Annotated in this window: 17 protein-coding genes; 12 read left to right on the top strand and 5 right to left on the bottom strand. The window is 71.1% G+C overall.

Features of this window, described 5'->3' with window-relative positions; translation table 11 throughout:
• Nucleotides 1-201 precede the first annotated feature (201 nt).
• A complete protein-coding gene (locus ABZ078_RS07855) occupies nt 202-1,491 on the top strand; it encodes a citrate synthase (RefSeq protein ID WP_356572710.1) in 1,290 nt (429 codons plus the stop codon).
• A 605-nt stretch (nt 1,492-2,096) separates the two neighbouring features.
• On the opposite strand, the gene ABZ078_RS07850 is transcribed toward ABZ078_RS07855, so the two are convergent.
• Together ABZ078_RS07850 and ABZ078_RS07845 are read right to left on the bottom strand one after the other, a co-directional pair.
• Complete coding sequence (locus ABZ078_RS07850; protein WP_356572708.1) at nt 2,097-4,379, bottom strand: heavy metal translocating P-type ATPase; 2,283 nt, start codon at nt 4,377-4,379, stop codon at nt 2,097-2,099.
• Nucleotides 4,380-4,413: 34 nt separating this feature from the next.
• The gene (locus tag ABZ078_RS07845) at nt 4,414-4,653 is read right to left on the bottom strand and encodes a heavy-metal-associated domain-containing protein (RefSeq protein ID WP_356572706.1); all 240 of its coding nucleotides are present in this window, start codon (nt 4,651-4,653) and stop codon (nt 4,414-4,416) included.
• A gap of 219 nt (nt 4,654-4,872) precedes the next feature.
• Here ABZ078_RS07845 and ABZ078_RS07840 point away from each other — a divergent pair, with 219 nt between their 5' ends.
• Entirely contained in the window at nt 4,873-5,916 is a 1,044-nt protein-coding gene (locus ABZ078_RS07840; RefSeq protein WP_356572704.1) for a zinc-dependent alcohol dehydrogenase family protein, read from the top strand.
• Here the strand turns inward: ABZ078_RS07840 and ABZ078_RS07835 are convergent.
• The 3 genes from ABZ078_RS07835 to ABZ078_RS07825 form a co-directional block, all read right to left on the bottom strand.
• Entirely contained in the window at nt 5,897-6,493 is a 597-nt protein-coding gene (locus tag ABZ078_RS07835) for a GNAT family protein (RefSeq protein WP_356572703.1), read from the bottom strand. The genes ABZ078_RS07840 and ABZ078_RS07835 overlap by 20 nt on opposite strands.
• A 53-nt stretch (nt 6,494-6,546) precedes the next feature.
• Entirely contained in the window at nt 6,547-6,750 is a 204-nt protein-coding gene (locus tag ABZ078_RS07830; RefSeq protein ID WP_356572701.1) for a MerR family transcriptional regulator, read from the bottom strand.
• Between the two features lie 491 nt (nt 6,751-7,241).
• The gene (locus tag ABZ078_RS07825; protein WP_356572699.1) at nt 7,242-8,159 is read right to left on the bottom strand and encodes a sugar phosphate isomerase/epimerase; all 918 of its coding nucleotides are present in this window, start codon (nt 8,157-8,159) and stop codon (nt 7,242-7,244) included.
• A 125-nt stretch (nt 8,160-8,284) separates the two neighbouring features.
• Here ABZ078_RS07825 and iolC point away from each other — a divergent pair, with 125 nt between their 5' ends.
• From iolC to ABZ078_RS07775, 10 genes are all read left to right on the top strand, one after another.
• Entirely contained in the window at nt 8,285-9,235 is a 951-nt protein-coding gene (gene iolC / locus ABZ078_RS07820; protein ID WP_356572697.1) for a 5-dehydro-2-deoxygluconokinase, read from the top strand.
• Complete coding sequence (locus ABZ078_RS07815; RefSeq protein WP_356572695.1) at nt 9,232-10,122, top strand: deoxyribose-phosphate aldolase; 891 nt, start codon at nt 9,232-9,234, stop codon at nt 10,120-10,122. Before iolC ends, ABZ078_RS07815 begins: the two co-directional genes overlap by 4 nt.
• Nucleotides 10,123-10,129: 7 nt before the next feature.
• Complete coding sequence (gene iolB / locus ABZ078_RS07810) at nt 10,130-10,963, top strand: 5-deoxy-glucuronate isomerase (protein ID WP_356572693.1); 834 nt, start codon at nt 10,130-10,132, stop codon at nt 10,961-10,963.
• Entirely contained in the window at nt 10,960-12,843 is a 1,884-nt protein-coding gene (gene iolD, locus ABZ078_RS07805) for a 3D-(3,5/4)-trihydroxycyclohexane-1,2-dione acylhydrolase (decyclizing) (protein WP_356572691.1), read from the top strand. The genes iolB and iolD overlap by 4 nt, the downstream gene beginning before the upstream one ends.
• A gap of 14 nt (nt 12,844-12,857) precedes the next feature.
• Nucleotides 12,858-14,360 (top strand): CoA-acylating methylmalonate-semialdehyde dehydrogenase, encoded by a 1,503-nt coding sequence (gene mmsA / locus ABZ078_RS07800; RefSeq protein ID WP_356572689.1) that lies wholly within the window; start codon nt 12,858-12,860, stop codon nt 14,358-14,360.
• Between the two features lie 193 nt (nt 14,361-14,553).
• Nucleotides 14,554-16,008 (top strand): APC family permease, encoded by a 1,455-nt coding sequence (locus tag ABZ078_RS07795; protein WP_356572687.1) that lies wholly within the window; start codon nt 14,554-14,556, stop codon nt 16,006-16,008.
• A 91-nt stretch (nt 16,009-16,099) separates the two neighbouring features.
• A complete protein-coding gene (locus ABZ078_RS07790; RefSeq protein WP_356572686.1) occupies nt 16,100-18,757 on the top strand; it encodes a CocE/NonD family hydrolase in 2,658 nt (885 codons plus the stop codon).
• On the top strand, nt 18,754-19,620 hold the full coding sequence (locus ABZ078_RS07785; protein WP_356572684.1) for an ABC transporter permease: 867 nt from the start codon (nt 18,754-18,756) through the stop codon (nt 19,618-19,620). The genes ABZ078_RS07790 and ABZ078_RS07785 overlap by 4 nt, the downstream gene beginning before the upstream one ends.
• 147 nt (nt 19,621-19,767) lie before the next feature.
• Entirely contained in the window at nt 19,768-21,336 is a 1,569-nt protein-coding gene (locus tag ABZ078_RS07780) for a von Willebrand factor type A domain-containing protein (RefSeq protein ID WP_356572682.1), read from the top strand.
• Nucleotides 21,337-21,643: 307 nt separating this feature from the next.
• The gene (locus tag ABZ078_RS07775; protein ID WP_356572680.1) at nt 21,644-23,563 is read left to right on the top strand and encodes a long-chain fatty acid--CoA ligase; all 1,920 of its coding nucleotides are present in this window, start codon (nt 21,644-21,646) and stop codon (nt 23,561-23,563) included.
• Nucleotides 23,564-23,591: the final 28 nt, after the last annotated feature.

Here is a 23,591-nt window from a genome sequence, read left to right as displayed (position 1 = left end):
ATGATCGATCAAACGAGTCGTGAAGGTCACAGAGCACTTCCAGATGGGGAAAACAGCGGGCAGGATGACAAGTTGGCGGCACTGAGTGCCGCCAATAGGCCCAATGGTCGACCCCGAGTGCACTCTCCTGAGCCGAATGGGGGAGGGTAGAGACAGTCAGGGCAACCTCGAAGATGAGGCACAACGTCGGTGAGGGAAGACGTGAGCGACAACTCTGTAGTACTGCGGTACGACGGCAACGAGTACACCTACCCGGTGATCGACGGCACCGTCGGTGACAAGGGCTTCGACATCGGCAAGCTCCGAGCCCAGACCGGTCTGGTGACCCTGGACAGCGGCTACGGCAACACCGCCGCCTACAAATCCGCCATCACCTACCTCGACGGTGAGCAGGGCATCCTCCGGCACCGCGGCTACCCGATCGAGCAGCTGGCCGAGCGCTCCACCTTCCTGGAGGTGGCCTACCTGCTGATCAACGGCGAGCTGCCGACCGTCGACGAGCTCGCGACGTTCAAGAACGACATCACTCAGCACACCCTGCTGCACGAGGACGTCAAGAACTTCTACAAGGGCTTCCCGCGCGACGCCCACCCGATGGCCATGCTGTCGTCGGTCGTCTCCGCGCTGTCCACCTTCTACCAGGACAGCCACAACCCGTTCGACGAGCGGCAGCGCAACCTCTCGACGATCCGCCTGCTCGCCAAGCTCCCGACGATCGCGGCGTACGCCTACAAGAAGTCGATCGGCCACCCGTTCGTCTACCCGCGCAACGACCTCGGCTACGTCGAGAACTTCCTGCGCATGACCTTCTCGGTGCCGGCGCAGGAGTACGAGCTCGACCCGATCGTGGTCGCGGCCCTGGACAAGCTGCTGATCCTGCACGCGGACCACGAGCAGAACTGCTCGACCTCCACGGTCCGCCTGGTCGGCTCCTCGCAGGCGAACATGTTCGCCTCGATCTCCGCCGGCATCAACGCCCTGTGGGGTCCGCTGCACGGCGGTGCCAACCAATCCGTGCTGGAGATGCTCGAGGGCATCCGCGACTCGGGCGGCGACGTCGACTCCTTCATCCGCAAGGTGAAGAACAAGGAGGACGGCGTCCGCCTGATGGGCTTCGGCCACCGGGTGTACAAGTCCTTCGACCCGCGCGCCAAGATCATCAAGGCCGCGGCCCACGATGTCCTCTCCGCCCTCGGCAAGTCCGACGAGCTGCTGGACATCGCGCTGAAGCTGGAGGAGCACGCGCTCTCCGACGACTACTTCGTCTCGCGCAACCTCTACCCGAACGTCGACTTCTACACCGGCCTGATCTACCGGGCCATGGGCTTCCCGACCGAGATGTTCACGGTCCTGTTCGCCCTCGGCCGTCTTCCGGGCTGGATCGCCCAGTGGCACGAGATGATCAAGGAGCCGGGCTCCCGCATCGGCCGCCCGCGCCAGATCTACACGGGCGTGGTGGAGCGCGACTTCGTTCCCGTCGAGGAGCGCTGAGCCTCGTCACCAGGAGCCCCGTGCCCGGCCTCGGCCGGGTGCGGGGCTCTCGTGTGTCCGCGGGTCCGCGGGCGCGGGACGTGCGCGTGTGCGCGGATAAAAGAAGGCGCCCTGGCGCCGGTCCCCCCACGGGCCGACGTCCAGGGCGCCTTCCCATGTCCCGGTGCGGATTCCCCCCACGGGATCCGGCCGGGCGTCTGTGAAGACAGCGCCTGAATCGCTGTTGAGCACAACGAGCAAAACTCGTCGTACTCATGGGTGTGCGGTCTGCCGGGACAGCGCACGCTCGGGAGGGCCGCTCAAAGCTTCCCGACGTGCGTGCCCCGGCAACGCAACTCTGAGGAAGTCCCCCAAGACATCCTCAGATGCCAGGTGGCGCCCCCCAAGACGCCGTCTGACATCGTCAACTTAGACCTTCGAACCCCTTCGATGGTTACCTTCACATCACTGTGATCTGCGTCTCTTGCATATGTCCGTTAGGTGCGCAAGAGCCCCGATATGGCGATCGGGACCCCAGCGTAAGGACGGTGCGCGAGTCTTGTGAAGAGCTTATGTGAGCCGGGCGCCGGACTCCAGAGGGACCCAGTGGGGTTCTTGCTACTAATTCACCGGAACGTCCGCAACCGCAGGCTGTTCGTCACCACGAACACCGACGAGAACGCCATCGCGGCCCCCGCGATCATCGGGTTCAGCAATCCCGCCGCGGCCAGCGGCAACGCGGCGACGTTGTACCCGAAGGCCCACACGAGGTTGCCCTTGATCGTGGCCAGCGTCCGGCGGGACAGCCGGATCGCGTCCGCCGCCACCCGCAGATCCCCGCGCACCAGCGTCAGATCGCCGGCCTCGATCGCCGCGTCCGTCCCCGTCCCCAGGGCGAGACCCAGATCGGCGGTGGCGAGCGCCGCCGCGTCGTTGACGCCGTCGCCGACCATGGCGACGCACCGTCCCTCGCGCCGCAACCGCCGTACGGTCTCCACCTTGTCCTCGGGCAGCACCTCCGCGATCACCTGATCGATACCGACCGCGTGCGCCACCGCCTCGGCGACCGCCCGGTTGTCCCCCGTCAGCAGCACCGGAGTGAGGCCCAGCGCGCGCAGCTCGCGCACCGCCTCGGCGCTGGTCTCCTTCACCGCGTCCGCGACCGTGACGACACCGCGCACCGCCCCGTCCCAGGCGACCACGACGGCCGTACGGCCGTCCCGCTCGGCCTCGTCCTTGACGCGGGCGAGCTCGGCGGGCAGCGCGGCGTGCTCGGCGAGTCGCCCCACGGCCACGTCATGGCCCTCCACGCGCCCGCGTACGCCCCTCCCGGGCGCGTTCTCGAACTCCTCGACCTCCGGCAGCCGCCCGAGCCGCTCCTCGGCGCCCACGGCGACCGCACGCGCGACAGGATGCTCCGAGGCGTGCTCCACGGCCCCCGCGAGCCGCAGCACCTGCTCCTCGTCGGCTCCCTCGGCGGCGTACACCTGCTGGAGGGCCATGCGGCCCGTGGTGACCGTGCCGGTCTTGTCGAGGACGACGGTGTCGACGCGGCGCGTGGACTCCAGTACCTCGGGGCCCTTGATGAGGATGCCGAGCTGCGCCCCGCGGCCCGTGCCGACCATGAGGGCCGTGGGGGTGGCGAGCCCCAGGGCACAGGGGCAGGCGATGATCAGCACCGCGACGGCCGCGGTGAACGCGGCGACCGTGTCGTCGGTGGCGCCGAGCCACCCGCCGAAGGTGGCGACCGCGAGGGCGATCACCGCGGGCACGAAGACCGCGGAGACACGGTCGGCGAGCCGCTGCACCTCGGCCTTGCCGTTCTGCGCGTCCTCCACCAGCTGCGCCATGCGCGCGAGCCGGGTGTCGGCGCCGACCCGGGTCGCCTCGACGACGAGCCGCCCGGCGGTGTTGACCGTGGCTCCGGTGACCGCGTCCCCGACCGTCACGTCCACCGGCACCGACTCGCCGGTCAGCATGGCGGCGTCCACCGCGGAGGCGCCCTCGACGACGGTGCCGTCGGTGGCGATCTTCTCGCCGGGCCGTACGACGAACCGGTCGCCGACGGCCAGCCGGTCGACGGGGACCCGGACCTCGCGTCCGTCCCGCAGGACGGCCACGTCCTTCGCGCCGAGTTCCATCAGGGCGCGCAGTGCCGCTCCCGCGCGCCGTTTGGCCCGGGCCTCCAGATACCGGCCGAGGAGGAGGAAGGCGACGACTCCGGAGGCCACTTCGAGGTAGATCTGCGAGGCGCCGTCCACCCGCGAGACGGTGAACTCGAAGTCGTGGCGCATGCCGGTCATGCCGGCGTCACCGAGGAACAGGGCCCACAGGGACCACGCGTAGGCGGCCAGCGTGCCCAGGGAGACGAGCGTGTCCATGGTCGCCGCGCCGTGCCGAACGCCGGTGAACGCGGCCCGGTGGAAGGGCAGCGCGCCCCAGACGACGACCGGCGAGGCGAGGGTGAGCGCGAGCCACTGCCAGTTGTCGAACTGCAGCGCCGGGATCATCGACAGCAGGACGACGGGGACGGCGAGCAGGGCGGAGACGGTGAAGCGCCGGCGGTAGGAGGCCAGTTCGGGGTCTTGCGGAGCTTCCCGCGGAGTCTCCCGCGATGCCGGTTCCGGCGGAGCCGGCACCGCCGCCGTGTAACCCGTCTTCTCCACGGTGGCGATCAGGTCGGCGACCTGGATGCCCGGGGGATGGCTGACCTTCGCCTTCTCCGTCGCGAAGTTCACCGTGGCGGTGACGCCGTCCATGCGGTTGAGCTTCTTCTCGACGCGGGCCGCGCAGGAGGCGCAGGTCATCCCGCCGATGAGCAGCTCGACGTCCGAGGTGCGGGTCGGCGCGGTTGTGCCGGGCACGGCGGGAGTGCCGGGCGAGTCGGTCGTGCCGGTCGGTCCGGTCATCGGCGGTTGGTCGGTGGTGCGGGGCATGCCAGGCTCAGGCCTTGCCGACCAGTTCGAAGCCCGCCTCGTCGACGGCCGCGCGCACGGCCTCCTCGTCCAGCGGGGCGGCCGAGACGACGGTGACCTCGCCGGTCGAGGCGACGGCCTTCACCGAGCTGACACCGGGGAGCTCGGAGATCTCGCCGGAGACGGCACCCTCGCAGTGGCCGCAGCTCATGCCGCTCACCTTGTAGACGGCGGTGACGGAACCCGGGGTGTCGGTCTGGGCGGTCATGTCGTTCTCCTCGTCGAGGCATGTGGGGCTGACGGGACCCACGGGTCCCTCCAGGTCCACGGTATACCCCTACGGGGTATTTCTCCAAGAGGGGTGGCCGTCGAGCGGGGCAGGCCGCGTACCGCGCCGTCGGCGGAGCGTCCGGGGTCCGCGATGATCTCCGTGCAAGGAGCGCGAACCGAAATCCGTGCAAGGAGCGCCAACCGAAAGGAGACCGGGATGCGGGCTGTCGTGTTCGAGCGGTACGGGGAGGAGGCCGAGGTGCGCGAGGTGCCCGACCCCCGCCCCGCACCGCACGGCGTGATCGTGCGCGTCGAGGCCACCGGCCTGTGCAGAAGCGACTGGCACGGCTGGCAGGGCCACGACCCGGACATCGCCCTCCCGCACGTGCCCGGACACGAGCTGGCCGGGGTCGTGGAGGCAGTCGGCGCTCGCGTCACGGGCTGGCGTCCCGGCGACCGGGTCACCGTGCCCTTCGTGTGCGCCTGCGGCAACTGTGGGGCGTGTGCGGCGGGGGACCAGCAGGTGTGCGAACACCAGACCCAGCCCGGCTTCACCCACTGGGGCTCCTTCGCCCAGTACGTGGCGCTGGACCATGCCGACGTCAACCTCGTCGCCGTACCGCCGGGGATGTCCTTCGCGACGGCGGCCTCACTCGGCTGCCGGTTCGCCACGGCGTTCCGGGCGGTCGTGCAGCGGGGGCGGGTCGCCGCGGGGGAGTGGGTCGCGGTGCACGGCTGCGGCGGGGTCGGCCTGTCGGCGGTGATGATCGCCGCGGCGTCGGGCGCGCGGGTCGTCGCGGTGGACGTCTCACCGAAGGCGCTGGACCTGGCGCGGGAGTTCGGGGCGGTGGCGTGCGTGGACGCGTCGAGCACGCAGGACACCGCGGCCGCGGTACGCGAACTGACCGACGGCGGCGCCCAGCTCTCCCTGGACGCCCTCGGCTCCCCCGCCACCTGCGTCGCCTCGGTCGACGGCCTGCGCCGCCGGGGCCGGCACGTCCAGGTGGGGCTGCTGCCCTCGACATCCGGCACGACCCCCGTCCCGATGGCCCGCGCCATCGCCCTCGAACTGGAACTGCTGGGCAGCCACGGCATGGCGGCGCACACCTACCCGCCGATGCTGGAGCTGGTGCGGGCGGGCGTGCTGCGGCCGGATCTGCTGGTGACGTCGACGATCCCGTTGGACGCCGTGCCGTCGGCGCTGGCGGCGATGGGGACGGCGCCGGGGGCGGGGGTGACGGTCATCGAGCCGTGGAGTTGACGGCGGTGAGGTCGGGACGGCCGCGGTGTGCCTCCCACTCGCGGTCCAGGATGGCCATGACCACCCAGTCGACCCACTGACCGTCCCTCAGATCGGCCTCCCGTCGGACTCCTTCCACCACGAACCCGACCTTCTCGTACACCCGCAGGGCCCGGTGGTTGTGGCCGTACGCCTCCAACTGGATGCGGTGCAGGCCGAGTTGCTCGAAGCCATACCCGACGATGAGCCGCGTGGCCTCGGTGCCGAGCCCTCGGCCACGCCCCCGTGGCCCGATGAGCGTGCGGAACTCACAACTGCGTGCCGCGGCATTCCACTCGTACAGCACTACTTCGCCGACGAGTTCGCCGGTGGCACGGTCGGTGACGGCCAGGTCGAGGCGGTCGGGCTGCTCGGAGCGGGTGCCGTACCAGGCACGGAGCCGCTCCGGGGTCAGCTCGCCGGAGGGGGACTCGTCGGTGAAGCGCAGGACCTCGGGGTCTTCGATGATGTCGCCCATGACAGCGGCGTCGGCCTCGGTGAAGGGCCGCAGCACGGTTGTGTCGCCGGTGAGTAAGGGCTTGACGGAGAAGTCGCTCATGGAGCGACTGTGCCCCACGACAGGAGTGGGGCACAGCTGGTTTTTCCGGGCTGTCAGTCCACTCTGCGCCCTCGGTTGCCCGGACGGGAGGCCACCCACGCCCGGACGGTGTCGGGGTACCAGAAGGGCTTGCCGCCCTCGACATGGTCGGGCGGGGGCAGCAGCCCGTGCTTGCGGTACGACCGCACGGTGTCCGGCTGCACCTTGATGTGCGCCGCGATCTCCTTGTAGGACCAGAGCACTCGGTCGGTCATCATTGGCACCTCCTTGCGCGCGCCGCGGCGGCGACCGGGAGCGGTCGTCGGGGGGACCGTGCGCTGCGCTGGCGATCACAAAGCCTGTGTCCGGTCAACGACGCGCAGGGAGCAGCGGACAGGGGCTGTGCACCGGGTGTGACGCGAGGCCCGCGTACATGGGACACCCGTGACAGGAAAGGTGCGCTTGTGACAGAGCTGCCGCAAAGGCGCACGCCGGTGGCAGGGCGCGGCGCGTTGACAGGAGGCCGCCGAAAGGCCCGACGAGGACGCGATGGGGGCCGGCCCGCCGCGTCGGACCCGGCCCGCCAGCTCCCCCGCCTCGAACGGCTCGTTCGCCGAGGGCCACAGCCTGCACTCAGCCGAGCTCGCGGGTCTCAGCCGAGCTCGCGGGTCTTGGAAAAAAGCGCACCGTGCTCGGACGCGAGGACCAGCCTCGTCGCCTCGCCCGCCGGCCGGTCCGAAACCTCTGTGGACAAGACACCTAGGCGCCCCTACGCCCCACAGGACCTCAAAAACGCCCGAGTCCGCTGAGCGATGGGCAACGGCTTGTCCGGCTCACAGGGGTACATGTCCTGCTCGACAATCGCGAACAGATCGACATCCAGCTTCTGCGCGGCCTCCAGCACCGGCCCCAACGCGGGCACGCCACCAGGCGGCTCACACATCACCCCCTGAGCCACGGCCGGCCCGAACGGCGTCCCCTTGGCCCGGACATCCGCCAGGATCTCGGGATCCACCTGCTTGAGATGCAGATATCCGATCCGCGACCCGTACGTCTCGATCAGCTTCACGCTGTCCCCGCCGCAGTACGCGTAGTGCCCGGTGTCCAGGCACAGCGACACCAGCTCGGAGTCCGTGCCGTCCAGGAACCGGACGACGTTCTCCTCGCTGTCGATGTGCGTGTCGGCGTGCGGGTGGACGACGATCTTCAGCCCGTACCGCTCCCGCACCTCCCGGCCCAGCCGCTCGGTCAGCGAGGTCAGGTTCCGCCACTGCTCCGGTGTCAAAGAGCTCGGCTCCAGCACCTCACCGGTCTTGTCGTCCCGCCAGAAGGACGGGATGACGACCAGGTGCTTCGCGCCCATCGCCTGCGCGAGCACCGCATTGTCCGCGACATGCGCCCACGTCTTCTCCCACACGGCTTCACCGTGGTGCAGGCCCGTGAACACCGTCCCGGCCGACACCTTCAGGCCACGCTTGTGCGTCTCCTCGGCGAGGACGGCGGGATCGGTCGGCAGATACCCGTACGGGCCCAGCTCGATCCACTCGTAGCCGGAGTCGGCGACCTCGTCGAGGAAGCGCTGCCAGGGGACCTGCTGCGGGTCGTCGGGGAACCAGACCCCCCACGAGTCGGGAGCCGAGCCGATGCGGATGCGGGACAGTGAGGGCTGAGGTGACAACGACGTCATGGCGGTCAGCTTCGGCGGGCACGGCAAGCGCTGTCAAGGTCTGGTCCGAATGTCTGGACAAAACATTGACAGGGCTGCGTGCGGCGGACTACAAAGCCCGGGAGAGCCGATACGAAGGGAACGCGATGGCGTACGACCTGATCACCATGGGGCGGATCGGAGTGGACCTCTACCCGCTGCAGACCGGCGTCCCGCTGCCGCAGGTCACCTCCTTCGGCAAGTTCCTCGGCGGCTCGGCGACGAACGTCGCGGTCGCCGCGGCCCGCCTGGGGCGCCGTACCGCGGTGATCACCCGCACCGGCGACGACCCGTTCGGCGCCTACCTCCACGAGGCCCTCCAGGGCTTCGGCGTCGACGACCGCTGGGTCACCCCGGTGCCGGGCCTGCCCACCCCCGTCACCTTCTGCGAGGTCTTCCCGCCGGACGACTTCCCGCTGTACTTCTACCGGCAGCCCAAGGCCCCGGACCTGGAGATCGACGCCCACGAGCTCGACCTCGACGCGATCCGCGACACCCGTGTCTTCTGGATCACCGGCACCGGCCTGAGTGAGGAGCCCAGCCGTACGGCGACGCTCGCGGCCCTCGCCCATCGCGCGAAGGCCGGCACGACGGTCTTCGACCTCGACTGGCGCCCCATGTTCTGGAAGGACCCGGCCGCGGCCCGTCCCTTCTACGCCGAGGCGCTCAAGCACACCACCGTCGCCGTCGGCAACCTCGACGAGGTGGAGGTCGCGACGGGTGTCCGGGAGCCGAAGGCCGCCGCCCGGGCGCTGCTGGACGCCGGTGTGGAGATCGCGGTCGTCAAGCAGGGCCCCAAGGGTGTCCTCGCCGTCGACAACAAGGGCGACCAGGCCGAGGTCCCGCCGCTCCCCGTGAACGTCCTCAACGGTCTCGGCGCCGGTGACGCCTTCGGCGGTTCCCTCTGCCACGGCCTGCTCGAAGGCTGGGACCTGGAGAAGATCATGCGGCACGCCAACGCCGCCGGGGCCATCGTCGCCTCCCGCCTGGAGTGCTCCTCCGCCATGCCGACGCCGGACGAGATCGAGGCCGCCATCGCCGCGGGGGCCGTCAAGTGAGCGTCGACGTCGCGGAACTCGTCCGCCTGCGCACCCGGCATCCCGAAGCGGTCGCGGAGGCGGCGGCACGCCGTGTCCGCCGGCCCCTCCTCGGCGACTCCGGCCGGCTGATGATCGTCGCCGCCGACCACCCCGCCCGCGGCGCGCTCGGCGTCGGCGGCCGCAGCATGGCCATGGCCAACCGCGCCGACCTCCTCGAACGCCTCTGCCTGGCCCTCTCCCGCCCCGGCGTCGACGGCGTCCTCGCCACCGCCGACATCCTCGACGACCTGCTGCTCCTCGGCGCCCTCGACGGCAAGGTCGTCATGGGCTCCATGAACCGCGGTGGCCTGCAGGGCGCCAGCTTCGAACTCGACGACCGCTTCACCGGCCACCGCCCCGAGGACATCCAGCGCCTCGGCTTCGACGCCGGCAAGCTGCTGCTGCGCATCGACTACGCCGACCCGGGCTCCCTCACCACCATGGAGTCCACCGCCCGCGCCATCGACGACATGGCCGCGCGGCGACTCCCGGTCTTCGTCGAGCCCTTCATCAGCCACCGCACCCCCGAGGGCAAGGTCAGGAACGACCTGTCCGCCGAGGCCGTCACCAGGTCCATCGCCATCGCCTCCGGCCTGGGCGGCACCTCCGCCTACACCTGGCTGAAGGTGCCGGTCACCGAGAACCCCGACGACATGGCCGAGGTCATGGCGACCTCCACGCTGCCCGCCGTGCTGCTCGGCGGCGAGGTCGGGGGCTCCCCCGAAGATCAGGCGGGGGCGTACGAGAAGTGGCGCGGCGCCCTCCAACTGCCCACCGTGCGGGGCCTGGTGGTGGGTCGCTCGTTGCTCTACCCGGCGGACGGGGACGTGGCCGCCGCCGTCGACACCGCCGTAGGACTGCTGTGAGGGCCCCATGACCAACGAGCTGTACCTCGCGAAGGGCGCCACCGCGAACGCTCAGTACGCCGTCGACATCGACCCCGGGCGGGCCGGCTGGACCCACAGCAGTCTGCGGATCGTCGAGCTGGAGCCGGGCGGCACGCACACCTTCACGAGCGGTGACAGCGAGTGGATCGTGCTGCCGCTGAACGGCGGCTGCGCCGTTCGCATCAAGAACGACCAAAGGAACGACGAGTTCCAACTCCTGGGCAGGGAAAGCGTATTCAGTGGAGTCACCGACTTCGCGTACGTTCCCCGGGACGCCCGGGCACAGATCGCCTCCGGCGCGGGTGGCCGCTTTGCTTTGGCAGGAGCGAAGTGCGAGCGAAGACTCCCCGCCCGCTACGGCCCCGCGCCGGAGGTTCCCGTCGAGCAGCGCGGCAGCGGCACCTGCACTCGGCATGTCCGCAACTTCGCCTCCGCCGACGCCTTCGACTGCGACAAGCTGATCGCCGTCGAGGTGATCACCCCCGGCGGCAACTGGTCCTCGTATCCGCCGCACAAGCACGACGAGACCCGGCCCGGCGAGGAATCCGAGCTGGAGGAGATCTACTACTTCGAGATCGACGGCCCGAACGGTTTCGGCTACCAGCGTGTGTTCCCCTCGCGTGCGGGCGGATCCGACGTCCTCGCGGAGGTCCGCTCCGGTGACGCCGTACTCGTCCCCGACGGATGGCACGGCCCGTCGATCGCCCAGCCCGGCCATGACATGTACTACTTGAATGTGATGGCCGGTCCGGGTGCGACCCGGGAGTGGCGGATCTGCTTCCATCCGGCCCACGTAGAAGGCACAGGGGGTTACCGATGACCTCGACGACGAGGCTCACGGTCGCACAGGCGCTCGTCCGCTTCCTGTCCGCCCAGTACACCGAGCGCGACGGCGTACGGCAGCGTCTGATCGGCGCCACCTGGGGCATCTTCGGCCACGGCAACGTCGCCGGGATCGGCCAGGCGCTCATCGAGTACGGCGAGGTCATGCCGTACCACCAGGGGCGCAACGAGCAGGCCATGGTGCACGCGGCGGTCGGCTACGCCCGCCAGTCGAACCGCCTGTCCACGCACGCGGTGACCACCTCCATCGGCCCGGGCGCGACCAACCTCGTCACGGGCGCCGCGCTGGCGACCGTCAACCACCTCCCGGTCCTGCTCCTGCCCGGCGACATCTTCGCCACCCGCCCCGCCGACCCGGTCCTGCAGCAGCTCGAAGTGCCGCACGCCGGCGATGTCTCGGTCAACGACTGTCTGCGCCCGGTGTCGAAGTACTTCGACCGGATCACCCGGCCGCAGGCCCTGATCCCCTCCGCCCTGAACGCCATGCGGGTGCTGACGGACCCCGTGGAGACCGGCGCGGTGACGCTGGCGCTCCCGCAGGACGTGCAGGCCGAGGCGTACGACTGGCCGGACGACCTCTTCGCCGAGCGCACCTGGGTGGTCCGCCGCCCGGGCGCCGACCCGACCGAACTCGTCGAGGCCGTGCGGGCGATCCGCGCGGCGAGAAGGCCCCTGGTCGTCGCGGGCGGCGGCGTCCACCACAGCCGTGCCGAGGCGGCCCTCGCCGAGTTCGCGGAGGTCACCCGCATCCCGGTCGCCTCCACCCAGGCCGGCAAGGGCTCCCTGCGCTTCGACCACCCCCAGGACGTGGGCGGCATCGGCCACACCGGCACGGCCACCGCCGACGAACTCGCCCGCACGGCCGACCTGGTGATCGGCGTGGGCACGCGCTACACCGACTTCACCACCGCCTCCGGCACCCTCTTCGCCGGCGAGGGCGTCCGCTTCCTCAACCTCAACATCGCGCCCTTCGACGGCCACAAGCTCGCCGGGACGCCGCTGATCGCGGACGCCCGCACCGGCCTGGAGGAGCTGACCGAGAGGCTGGAGATGCACCACCACCGGGTCGCGCCGTCGTACGTCGCCGAGTACACCGAGGACAAGGACCGCTGGGAGCACCGCGTCGACGCCTGCTACGAGGCGGAGGAGCCCGACGTACGGCCGACGCAGCCGCAGGTGCTGGGCGCGCTGGACGCGATCGTCGACGAGTCGGACGTGATCATCAACGCGGCCGGCTCCCTCCCCGGTGACCTGCACAAGCTGTGGCGGGCGCGCTCGCGCGACCAGTACCACCTGGAGTACGGCTACTCCTGCATGGGCTACGAGATCCCGGCCGCGATCGGCGTGAAGCTGGCCGCACCGCAAAGGCCCGTGTGGGCGCTGGTCGGCGACGGCACCTATCTGATGATGCCGACGGAGATCGTGACGGCCGTGCAGGAAGGCGTCGCGATCAAGGTGCTGCTCCTGCAGAACCACGGGTACGCGTCCATCGGCGGACTGTCGCAGGAGACGGGCGCCGAGCGCTTCGGCACCGCCTACCGCCACCGCGCGCAGGACGGCACGTTCACGGGCGCCCCGCTCCCCGTCGACCTGGCCGCCAACGCCGCGAGCCTGGGCATGCGGGTGCTGCGCGCGAAGACCGTACGGGACCTGCGGGACGCGCTCGCCGAGGCCCGCGCCGCCGACACTCCCACATGTGTCTACGTCGAGACCGAAACGGCAGACACAGTGTCGGGCGCGCCGCCGGCCCAGGCCTGGTGGGATGTTCCTGTGGCCGAGACCGCGACCCGACCGTCGGCGGTCAAGGCGCGGGAGCTGTACGAACGGCACGTCTCGACCCGACGCCGCCATCTGTGAAGGAGTAACTGGGCATGACGAAGATCGTCAACCACTGGATCGGCGGCAAGACCGTCGAAGGCGCGTCGGGTACGTACGGGCCGGTCACCGACCCGTCCACCGGCGCGGTCACCACGAAGGTCGCGTTCGCCTCGGTCGACGAGGTGGACGCCGCGGTCGCCGCCGCCAAGGAGGCGTACCTGACCTGGGGCCAGTCCTCGCTGGCCCAGCGCACCTCGATCCTGTTCAAGTTCCGCGCGCTGCTGGACGCCAACCGGGACGCGATCGCCGAGCTGATCACCGCCGAGCACGGCAAGGTGCACTCCGACGCCCTCGGCGAGGTGGCGCGCGGCCTGGAGATCGTCGACCTGGCCTGCGGGATCAACGTACAGCTGAAGGGCGAGCTGTCGACGCAGGTCGCGAGCCGCGTGGACGTGGCCTCGATCCGGCAGCCGCTGGGAGTCGTCGCGGGCATCACGCCGTTCAACTTCCCGGCGATGGTCCCGATGTGGATGTTCCCGATGGCCATCGCGTGCGGCAACACCTTCGTGCTGAAGCCCAGCGAGAAGGACCCGTCGGCGTCCATCAAGATCGCCGAGCTGCTGGCGGAAGCCGGTCTGCCGGACGGCGTCTTCAACGTCGTCCACGGCGACAAGGTGGCCGTCGACCGTCTCCTGGAGCACCCGGACGTCAAGGCCGTCTCCTTCGTCGGCTCGACCCCGATCGCCCGCTACATCCACACCACCGCCTCCGCGGCCGGCAAGCGCGTCCAGGCGCTCGGCGGCGCCAAGAACCACATGTTGGTGCTGCCGGACGCCGACCTGGACGCGGCCGCCGACGCCGCCGTGTCGGCCGCCTATGGCTCCGCGGGCGAGCGCTGCATGGCCATCTCCGCGGTCGTCGCGGTCGGTGCGATCGGTGACGAGCTGGTGGAGAAGATCCGCGAGCGCGCCGAGAAGATCAAGATCGGCCCGGGCAACGACCCGACCTCCGAGATGGGCCCGCTCATCACCGCCGCCCACCGCGACAAGGTGGCCTCCTACGTCGAGGGCGCGGCGGCCGAGGGCTGCGAGGTCGTCCTCGACGGCACCGGCTACACCGTCGACGGCTTCGAGGACGGCCACTGGATCGGCATCTCGCTCCTCGACAAGGTGCCGACCGGCGCCAAGGCGTACCAGGACGAGATCTTCGGCCCGGTGCTGTGCGTGCTGCGCGCCGAGACGTACGAGGAGGGCGTGGCCCTCATCAACAGCTCGCCGTTCGGCAACGGCACCGCGATCTTCACCCGGGACGGCGGCGCCGCCCGCCGCTTCCAGCTGGAGATCGAGGCCGGCATGGTCGGCGTGAACGTCCCGATCCCGGTCCCCGTCGGCTACCACTCCTTCGGCGGCTGGAAGGACTCCCTCTTCGGCGACCACCACATCTACGGCAACGACGGCACGCACTTCTACACCCGCGGCAAGGTCGTCACCACCCGCTGGCCGGACCCGGCGGACGCCCCGTCCGGTGTCGACCTGGGCTTCCCGCGCAACCACTGAGGTTTTTTTGCGCCCGCGCCCTGCGGTTCCCGTAGGGCGCGGAAGCTCGGCAGGGACGGTCAGTTCTGACGTAAACGGCAACGAGATGGCCTTCTGTCTACGGATTTCGTAGGCAGAAGGCCATTGACGTGCTGGTTTTCGTCGGGGTTCCATGCAGCGCAGTCCCGCTGTACGAGTCGATCGGAACCCCCGTATGACCGACACGCTCCGCCCTGCCGAGACCGCCGCCCTCCCCCTGGCGCCGGACGGCAGCCCCAGGAAACTCAAACGCTCCATCGGAGTCGTCGGCGGCACCCTGCTCACGATCTCCTGCGTCACCCCCGCCTCCACCCTCTTCGTGGTCGTCCCCGACCTGTTCGGCTCGCTCGGCACCGCCACCGCCCTCACCATCGCCATCGGCTCCCTGCTCTGCGTCGCCGTGGCGTTCTGCTACTCGGAGCTGGGCACCCTGATCCCGAGCGCGGGCGGCGAGTACGCGATGGTGTCGACGCTGGCCGGACGGCTCGCGGGCTGGCTCGTCTTCGTGCTCTCGCTGCTGGTCGTCATGGTCGTGCCGCCGGTGATCGCGATGGGTACGGCCGACTACCTCGCGCCGATCGTCGACCTCGACCCCTCCCTGGCCGGCGCCGGAGTCATGCTGCTCGCCACCCTCGCCGGCCTGCTCGACCTGCGCGCCAACGCCTGGATCACCGGCGTCTTCCTGGTCCTGGAGGTCATCGCGGCGGCCGTCGTGGCGGTGCTGGGCTTCGCCCACGCCGAGCGCGGCCCCGCCGGCCTGGTCTCGCTGGAGGTGGCCGGCGCGGACGGCCGCACCGACACCGTGACGGCCCTGCTGGTCGTCTCCGGGCTCGCCATCGCCCTCTTCGTCACCCAGGGCTTCTCGACCGCCGTCTACCTCTCCGAGGAACTGCAGAACCCGCGCCGCAACGTCGCCCGCACGGTCCTCGCCACCCTCGGCATCTCCGCCGTGATCATCCTGGTGCCGGTCGTCGCCCTCACCCTCGGCGCCTCGAACGTCGAGGAGCTGACCGGCGGCGACATCGGCGCCATGGTCACCGCCTGGTCCAACACCGCGGTCGGCACCTTCGTCAGCCTCTGCGTGGCTCTCGCGATCATCAACGCGGGCATCGTCATGGTCATCCAGAACTCCCGCGTCCTGTTCGCCTCCGCCCGCGACCGGGCCTGGCCCGAGCCGGTCAACGACGTCCTGGCCAAGCTCGGCCGCTTCGGCTCCCCGTGGGTCGCCACCCTCGCGGTCGGCCTCCCCGGCGCCGCCCTGTGCTTCGTCGACCTCGACACGCTGTACGGCGTCACGGGCGTCTCGGTGACCGGCATGTACCTGCTGGTCGCGGTGGCGGCGTTGCTGGCCCGCCGAGGCGCCCACAAGCACGGGCAGGCGTGGCGGATGCCGCTGTGGCCGGCGATGCCGGTGCTGCTGATCGTGGTGCTGGTGTACATCTTGAGCCGGCAGGAGACGGAGTACCTGCTGTGGACGGGCGGCATCACGGCGGTGGCGACCCTGTACTGGGCGCTGTACCTTCGCCCGCGCCGGGACACCCGGTGGCTGGTGTCGATACCGGCGGACGAGAGCAGCCCGCAGACCACGACAGGGCCCGAGCTCTCACCCGCCCTACCACGAACGCGGTAGACGAATCGCCCCGCCGTACCCCCAGGGAAGTGCCCGGGAATCAGCCCTCGGTCGATAACTTCCCGACAGGTTCACCCCGTACCGTTGAAGCATGGATCTTCGACTGCCCGGACTGCGAGGGCGCGTACGGAGGCCGCGACGGTGGCTCGCCGCCGCGGCCTCCGTCGTCGTCCTCGCCGGTGCCGGTACATGGACGGCCGTCGCCGACGACGACGCGCCGCCGGTGCACAGCACCGACCGGGTGATGGACGCGGGGGACGGGGTGCGCATCGACACCTCGTTCTTCACCTCGGGCACCTCGGGGCGCCGCCCGGCCGTCCTGCTGGGACACGGCTTCGGCGGCAGCAAGGACGACGTACGGCAGCAGGCCGAGGACCTCGCCAGGGACGGGTACGCCGTCCTGACCTGGTCGGCCCGCGGCTTCGGCAGGTCGACCGGCAAGGTCGGGCTCAACGACCCGAAGGGCGAGGTCGCCGACGTCTCCAGGCTGCTCGACTGGCTGGCGAAGCAGCCCCAGGTCGAGCTCGACAAGGCCGGCGACCCGCGGGTCGGCATGGCCGGCGGTTCCTACGGCGGCGCCATCGCACTGCTCGCCGCCGGGCACGACGACCGGGTGGACGCCATCGCCCCGGCGATCACGTACTGGAACCTCGCGGACGCCCTGTTCCCGAACGGCGTGTTCAAGAAGCTCTGGGCGGGCATCTTCGTCAACTCGGGTGGCGGCTGCGCCAAGTTCGAGACGCAGATCTGCGAGATGTACGACCGGGTCGCCGAGTCCGGCACCCCGGACGAGCAGGCCCGCACGATGCTTCAGGAGCGCTCGCCGTCCGCGGTGGGCGACCGCATCAAGGTGCCCACCCTGCTGATCCAGGGCCAGTCCGACTCCCTCTTCCCGCTGGACCAGGCCGACGCCGCCGCGAAGGCGATCCGGGCCAACGGGGCGCCCGTGGACGTCGACTGGATCGCGGGCGGCCACGACGGCGGCGACATGGAGACGAGCCGGATCCAGGAGCGCGTGACGACCTGGTTCGACCGCTACCTCAAGGACGACAAGGCCGCCGACACCGGCCCCGCGTTCCGCGTCACCCGCACCCTCGGCACCGGTACCGGAGACGGCGAGCCCCGGCTGAGCGGCGTGAGCGCGGACACGTACCCCGGCCTGGAGGGCGACGCGCGTTCGATCCCCCTCACCGGACGGGAGCAGAGCTTCGCCAACCCGGCCGGCGCCAACCCGCCCGCCGTGTCGGCCCTGCCCGGCTTCGGCAGCGCCGGCGGCCTGGAACAGCTGTCCTCGCTCGGCATCGGCGTGTCCCTCGACTTCCCGGGCCAGTACGCCGCGTTCGAGTCGGCGCCCGTCCCGGACGACCTCCAGATCACCGGGTCGCCGACGGCCACCGTCCATGTGAAGTCCACCAGCGACGACGCCGTGCTCTTCGCCAAGGTGTACGACGTCGGACCGGGCGGCCGCGGCCAGCAGGTGCTGCCCTCGCAGCTCGTGGAGCCCATCAGGGTCGAGGGCGCGAAGGCCGGCAAGGACGTCACGATCACCCTCCCGGCGATCGACCACGAGGTCGACGACGGCCACCGCCTGCGTCTGGTCCTCGCCTCCACCGACCTCGGCTACGCCTCCCCGACGGCCCCGGCGACGTACACCGTCTCCCTGAAGGGCGACCTGAAGGTGCCGACGGCGCTCGGTGACACGAACGCGCCGCCGTCGCTGCCCGCCTGGGTGTGGTGGCTGCCGATCGCCGGCGCGCTGGTCGCGCTCGCCCTGCTGGCGACCGGACGGCGCCGGACGGCGGCACCCGCCGCCCCCGACCCGGCCCTGGCCGAAGTGCCGCTCCAGATCACCGACTTGAGCAAGCGCTATGCGAAGTCCGCCGACCGCTACGCCGTCAAGGACCTGTCCTTCCGGGTGGAGAAGGGCCAGGTGCTCGGCCTGCTCGGTCCGAACGGCGCGGGCAAGACGACGACCCTGCGCATGCTGATGGGCCTGATCAAGCCGGACGGCGGCGAGATCCGCGTCTTCGGCCACGCCATCGCGCCGGGCGCCCCCGTGCTCTCCCGTGTCGGCGCCTTCGTCGAGGGCGCGGGCTTCCTCCCGCACCTGTCCGGCCGGGAGAACCTGGAGCTGTACTGGCGTGCCACCGGCCGCCCGGCCGAGGACGCCCACCTGGACGAGGCCCTGCAGATCGCGGGACTCGGTGACGCGCTCGCCCGGGCGGTGCGCACCTACTCCCAGGGCATGCGCCAGCGCCTCGCCATCGCCCAGGCCATGCTCGGCATGCCGGACCTGCTCATCCTCGACGAACCGACCAACGGCCTCGACCCGCCCCAGATCCGCGAGATGCGCGAGGTGATGATCCGCTACGCCGCCGCCGGGCGCACGGTCATCGTCTCCAGCCATCTCCTCGCCGAGGTCGAACAGACCTGCACCCACCTGGTCGTGATGGACCACGGACAGCTCGTCCAGGCGGGCCCGGTCGAGGACATCGTCGGCTCGGGCGACACCCTCCTGGTGGGCACGGCCACGCCCGTGGACGAGCCCGTCGTCGAGAAGGTCGCCGCCCTGCCGGGCGTCGCCTCGGCCGTCCGCGCCGACGAGGGCCTGCTGGTCCAGCTCGACGCCGACGGCACCCCGCAGCGCCTGGTCGCCGACCTCGTACGACTGGACGTGCCCGTGCGGTCGGTCGGCCCGCACCGCCGCCTGGAGGACGCCTTCCTCACCCTGATCGGAGCCGAAGCATGAGCAAGCTCGCCGAGCCGCCCGTCGAGGTCGCCGACGGCTACCGCGCGGGCCGCACCCTGCCCGTGCGGGTCGAGCTGGTCCGGCAGCTGAAGCGGCGCCGCACGATGGTCATGGGCGGCATCCTGTTCGCCCTGCCGATCGTCCTGCTCATCGCCTTCCAGGTGGGCGGCCAGCCGGGCGAGGGCAACGACCGCACGAACCTCATGGACACGGCCACGGTGTCCGGGGCCAACTTCGCCGCGGTCAACCTCTTCGCCTCCGCGGGCTTCCTGCTCGTCATCCCCGTGGCGCTGTTCTGCGGTGACACGGTCGCCTCGGAGGCGAGCTGGTCGTCCCTGCGCTATCTGCTCGCGGCGCCCGTGCCCCGCGGCCGGCTGCTGTGGTCCAAGCTCGCCGTCGGACTGAGCCTCAGCCTGGCCGCGCTCGTCCTGCTCCCGGTCGTCGCCCTCGCCGTCGGCACGGCGGCCTACGGCTGGGGCCCGCTCCAGCTGCCCACCGGCGGCGCCCTGGACACCGGCACCGCGGCGCAGCGCCTGCTGATCGTCGTCGCCTACATCATGGTGTCCCAACTGGTCACCGCCGCCCTCGCGTTCTGGCTGTCGACCCGGACGGACGCACCGCTCGGCGCGGTCGGCGGCGCGGTGTTCCTGACCATCATCGGCAACGTCCTCGACGAGGTGACGGCCCTCGGCGACTGGCGCCACTTCCTGCCCGCGCACTGGCAGTACGCCTGGCTCGACGCCGTGCGGCCCCAACTGGAGTGGTCCGACATGATCCAGGGCACCTCCCTGTCGGTAACGTACGCGCTGGTGCTGTTCGCCCTGGCCTTCCGCGGTTTCGCCCGCAAGGACATCGTGTCGTAGGTCAACGGAAGATCACCCACCGGTCTCGGTCGGCCGTGTCCGTGCCCTCTTCGAGACGCATCCGCAACGCCCCGTAGCGCACGTTCCGGCCCCCTGGCCCGTCACAGTCGCAAGTGTCGACGTCAACGGACCAAGGGGGCACGGACGATGGAGCGGTACCGGACACGAGGGCTGCGTGCGGCGCTGCTCGCGCTCACCGCGGCGGGCGGGCTGCTGCTCACCGGGTGCGGCGGGGGCGACGGCGGCGGCAGCGGGAGCCGTGCGGCGGACGGCGGCAGCAAGGAGGGCGGCTTCCCCGCGCCGGCCCCCGGCCACGGCTACGGCGGCGGCACGGGCGGAGCGGACGACGACCAGGACGGGGACGCGCGCGAGTTCACCCCCGAGCGCGACCACCTCTCCACCTTCGCCCTGGACGTCGACACCGCCTCCTACGGCTACGCCCGCCGCACCCTCGCCGAGGGCCGGCTGCCCGACCCGTCGACGGTCCGCCCCGAGGAGTTCGTCAACAGCTTCCGCCAGGACTACGAGCGCCCCGACGGCAACGGCTTCACGGTCACGGTCGACGGCGCCCGTACCGCCCGCGACGACTGGTCCCTGGTCCGCGTGGGCCTGGCCACCCGGCCGGCCGAGGACCCCGGCGAACGCCCGCCCGCCGCCCTGACCTTCGTCATCGACATCTCCGGCTCCATGGCCGAACCGGGCCGCCTCGACCTGGCCAAGGACTCCCTCGGCGTCATGACGGACCGACTGCGCGACGACGACTCGGTCGCCCTCGTCACCTTCAGCGACGAGGCCGAGACGGTCCAGCCGATGACCCGCCTGGACGGCAACCGCGACGAGATCCACGACGCGATCGACAGCCTGGAGCCCACCGACTCCACCAACCTCGGCGCCGGCGTCGAGACCGGCTACGAGACGGCCGTGGAGGGTCTGCGCGAGGGCGCCACCAACCGCGTCGTCCTGGTCTCCGACGCCCTGGCGAACACGGGCGACACCGACGCGGACGCCATCCTCGAACGCATCGCGTCCGAGCGCCGCGAACACGGCATCACCCTCTTCGGCGTCGGCGTCGGCAGCGACTACGGCGACGCCCTGATGGAACGCCTGGCCGACAGGGGCGACGGCCACACGGCGTACGTCTCCACCGACGACGACGCCCGCAAGGTCTTCTGCGAGGACCTCCCGCGCACCATCGAACTGACCGCCCGCGACGCGAAGGCCCAGGTGGCCTTCGACCCGGCGACGGTCGCCGAGTTCCGCCTCATCGGCTACGACAACCGCCAGGTCGCCGACGACGACTTCCGCGACGACAGCGTCGACGGCGGCGAGACCGGCCCCGGCCACACGGTCACCGCCCTCTACGCCGTGCGCACCGAGCCCGGCACCGAAGGCCACCTCGCCACGGCGAGCGTCCGCTGGCTCGACCCCGAGACCCGCGCCCCGCACGAGGAGTCGGGGCGCCTGGAGACGGACGCCCTGCACGACTCCCTCGGCGACGCCTCCGCGAGGTTCCAGGTGACCGCGACCGCCGCCTACTTCGCCGACGCCCTGCGCGAAGGCGAGGCCCGTCGGCCCTCCCTGCCCGGCGCCCCGACCCTCCGCGACCTCGGAGAGCACGCCGAGGACCTGGCGAAGGAGACGGAGGACCGGGACGTACGGCAGCTCGCCGAGGCCATCGGTCACGCGGACAGGATGCTGGACCGCTACCGGGACTGAGGCCCGGTCGGAGGGGGCTCAGCGCGCGCAGACCGAGGGCAGTGCCCGTACGAGCCCGGCCCCGTGCAGCGCGTCCAGCTCATGGCCGTACGCGGACCGGACGGCGGCGGCACGGCAACCTTGTCGGCGCAGACCGCGACCAGCGTGGAGCGCGGGGACCGGGAGTGCACGAGGTTTCCCTTCCGAGGGGGTGCTCGTACGGCAACGTACAGACGCGCACACCTTCACCGCGCGCCGACCCATTGACCTTCCGTTACGCACGAGTAAGTTGACTCCCGAGTAAGTCCACCTGGCACCGGGAGCCGTCATGGGCGTACGCAAGGATCTGAAGCGGGCGAAGCAGCGCACCGACCTGATGGACCGCGTCAGGGTCGAGGTCGTCAAGGACGCCGGGGGAGTGGTCCGTGAGGCCCACACCCCGCCCCTCGCCCCCCACCCGAGGAGCGGCACCACCGCCGACCTCCCCTACACCAACGCGACCGAGGCCCCCGACGCCGTGGTCCTGCGCCGCAAGCAGGGCGCCACCTGGCATCCCGTCACCGCCACCGCCTTCGCCCGCGAAGTCACCGCCGTGGCCAAGGGGTTGATCGCGGCGGGTCTGGAGCCGGGCGGCCGTGTGGCCGTCATGTCCCGCACCCGCTACGAGTGGACGGTCCTGGACTTCGCCGTCTGGGCCGCCGGCGGCCAGACCGTGCCCATCTACGCCACCTCCTCCGCCGACCAGGTGGAGTGGATCGTCCGCGACTCGGGCGCCCGTCACGTCATCACCGAGACGGAAGAGAACACGCAGACGGTGACGACGGGCACCGCACACCACGCACAGCCGCCCCGAACATGGCAGCTGGAGGCCGGCGCGATCACCGCCCTCACCGCCCTCGGCCGCGACCTCCCCGACGACGAGGTCGCCAAGCGCCGCGCCGCCCTCACCCCCGACACCATCGCCACCGTCTGCTACACCTCCGGCACCACCGGCAGGCCGAAGGGCTGCGTCCTCACCCACGGCAACCTCCACGCCGAGGCCGCCAACACGGTCGAGCTGCTGCACCCGATCTTCAAGGAGGTCACCGGCCAGGACGCCTCCACCCTGCTGTTCCTGCCGCTCGCCCACATCCTCGGCCGCGCCCTGCAGATCGCCTGCCTGATGGCCCGCATCGAGATCGGCCACTGCCCGAGCATCAAGCCCGACGAACTCCGCCCGGCCCTCAGGGAGTTCCGCCCGACCTTCCTCGTCGGCGTGCCGTACCTCTTCGAGAAGATCCACGACACCGGCCGCGCGACGGCCGAGAAGATCGGCCGCGGCGCCTCCTTCGAACGCGCCGACCGCGTCGCCGTCCGCTTCGGCGAGGCCTACCTGAACAAGTTCCTCGGCACGGGCAAGGGTCCCGGGCTCGGCCTGTACGCCGCCTGGGCCCTGTACGACCTGCTGGTCTACCGCCGTATCCGCAAGGAACTCGGCGGCCGCATGCGCTACGCCATCAGCGGCGGCTCCCCGCTCGACCGCAACCTCAACCTGTTCTTCCACGCCGCCGGAATCATCGTCTACGAGGGCTACGGACTGACCGAGACGACGGCCGCCGCCACCATCGTCCCGCCCCTGAAACCCCGCCCCGGCACGGTCGGCCAGCCGGTCCCCGGCACCGCCGTCCGGATCGCCGGCGACGGCGAGGTGCTCATCAAGGGCGGGATCGTCTTCGGCTCGTACTGGAACGATCCGGCCGCGACCGACGCCGTACTGCGGGACGAGTGGTTCGCCACCGGTGACCTCGGCTCGCTCGACGAGGACGGCTATCTCACCATCACCGGCCGCAAGAAAGACCTCCTCGTCACCTCCGGCGGAAAGAACGTCTCCCCGGCCGTCCTGGAGGACCGGCTGCGCAGCCGCCCGCCCATCGGCCAGTGCCTCGTCGTCGGCGACAACCGCCCCTTCGTCGGCGCCCTGATCACCCTCGACCCCGAGGCGGTCGCCCACTGGCTCGCCGTCCGCAAGCTGCCCGCCGACCACCCGATGGCCGAGGTGATCAAGGACCCCCGGATGCGCGAGGACGTCCAGAAGGCCGTCGACTACGCCAACGAGGCCGTCTCGCGGGCCGAGTCCATCCGTGCGTTCGTCCTGGTCGAGGGCGAGTTCACCGAGGACAACGGCATGCTCACCCCGTCGCTGAAGGTCAAGCGGCACGCGGTGACGACGGCGTACGCGGACGAGATCGAGGCCCTGTACGGCAAGTGAGGGTCCGTTCGGACGCACTCGATTGGTG

This window comes from Streptomyces sp. NPDC006385 (genome assembly GCF_040612485.1).
Lineage (GTDB): Bacteria > Actinomycetota > Actinomycetes > Streptomycetales > Streptomycetaceae > Streptomyces.
The sequence above is the reverse complement of the archived record's forward strand: the minus strand, read 5'-3'. Positions and strand labels throughout refer to the sequence as shown.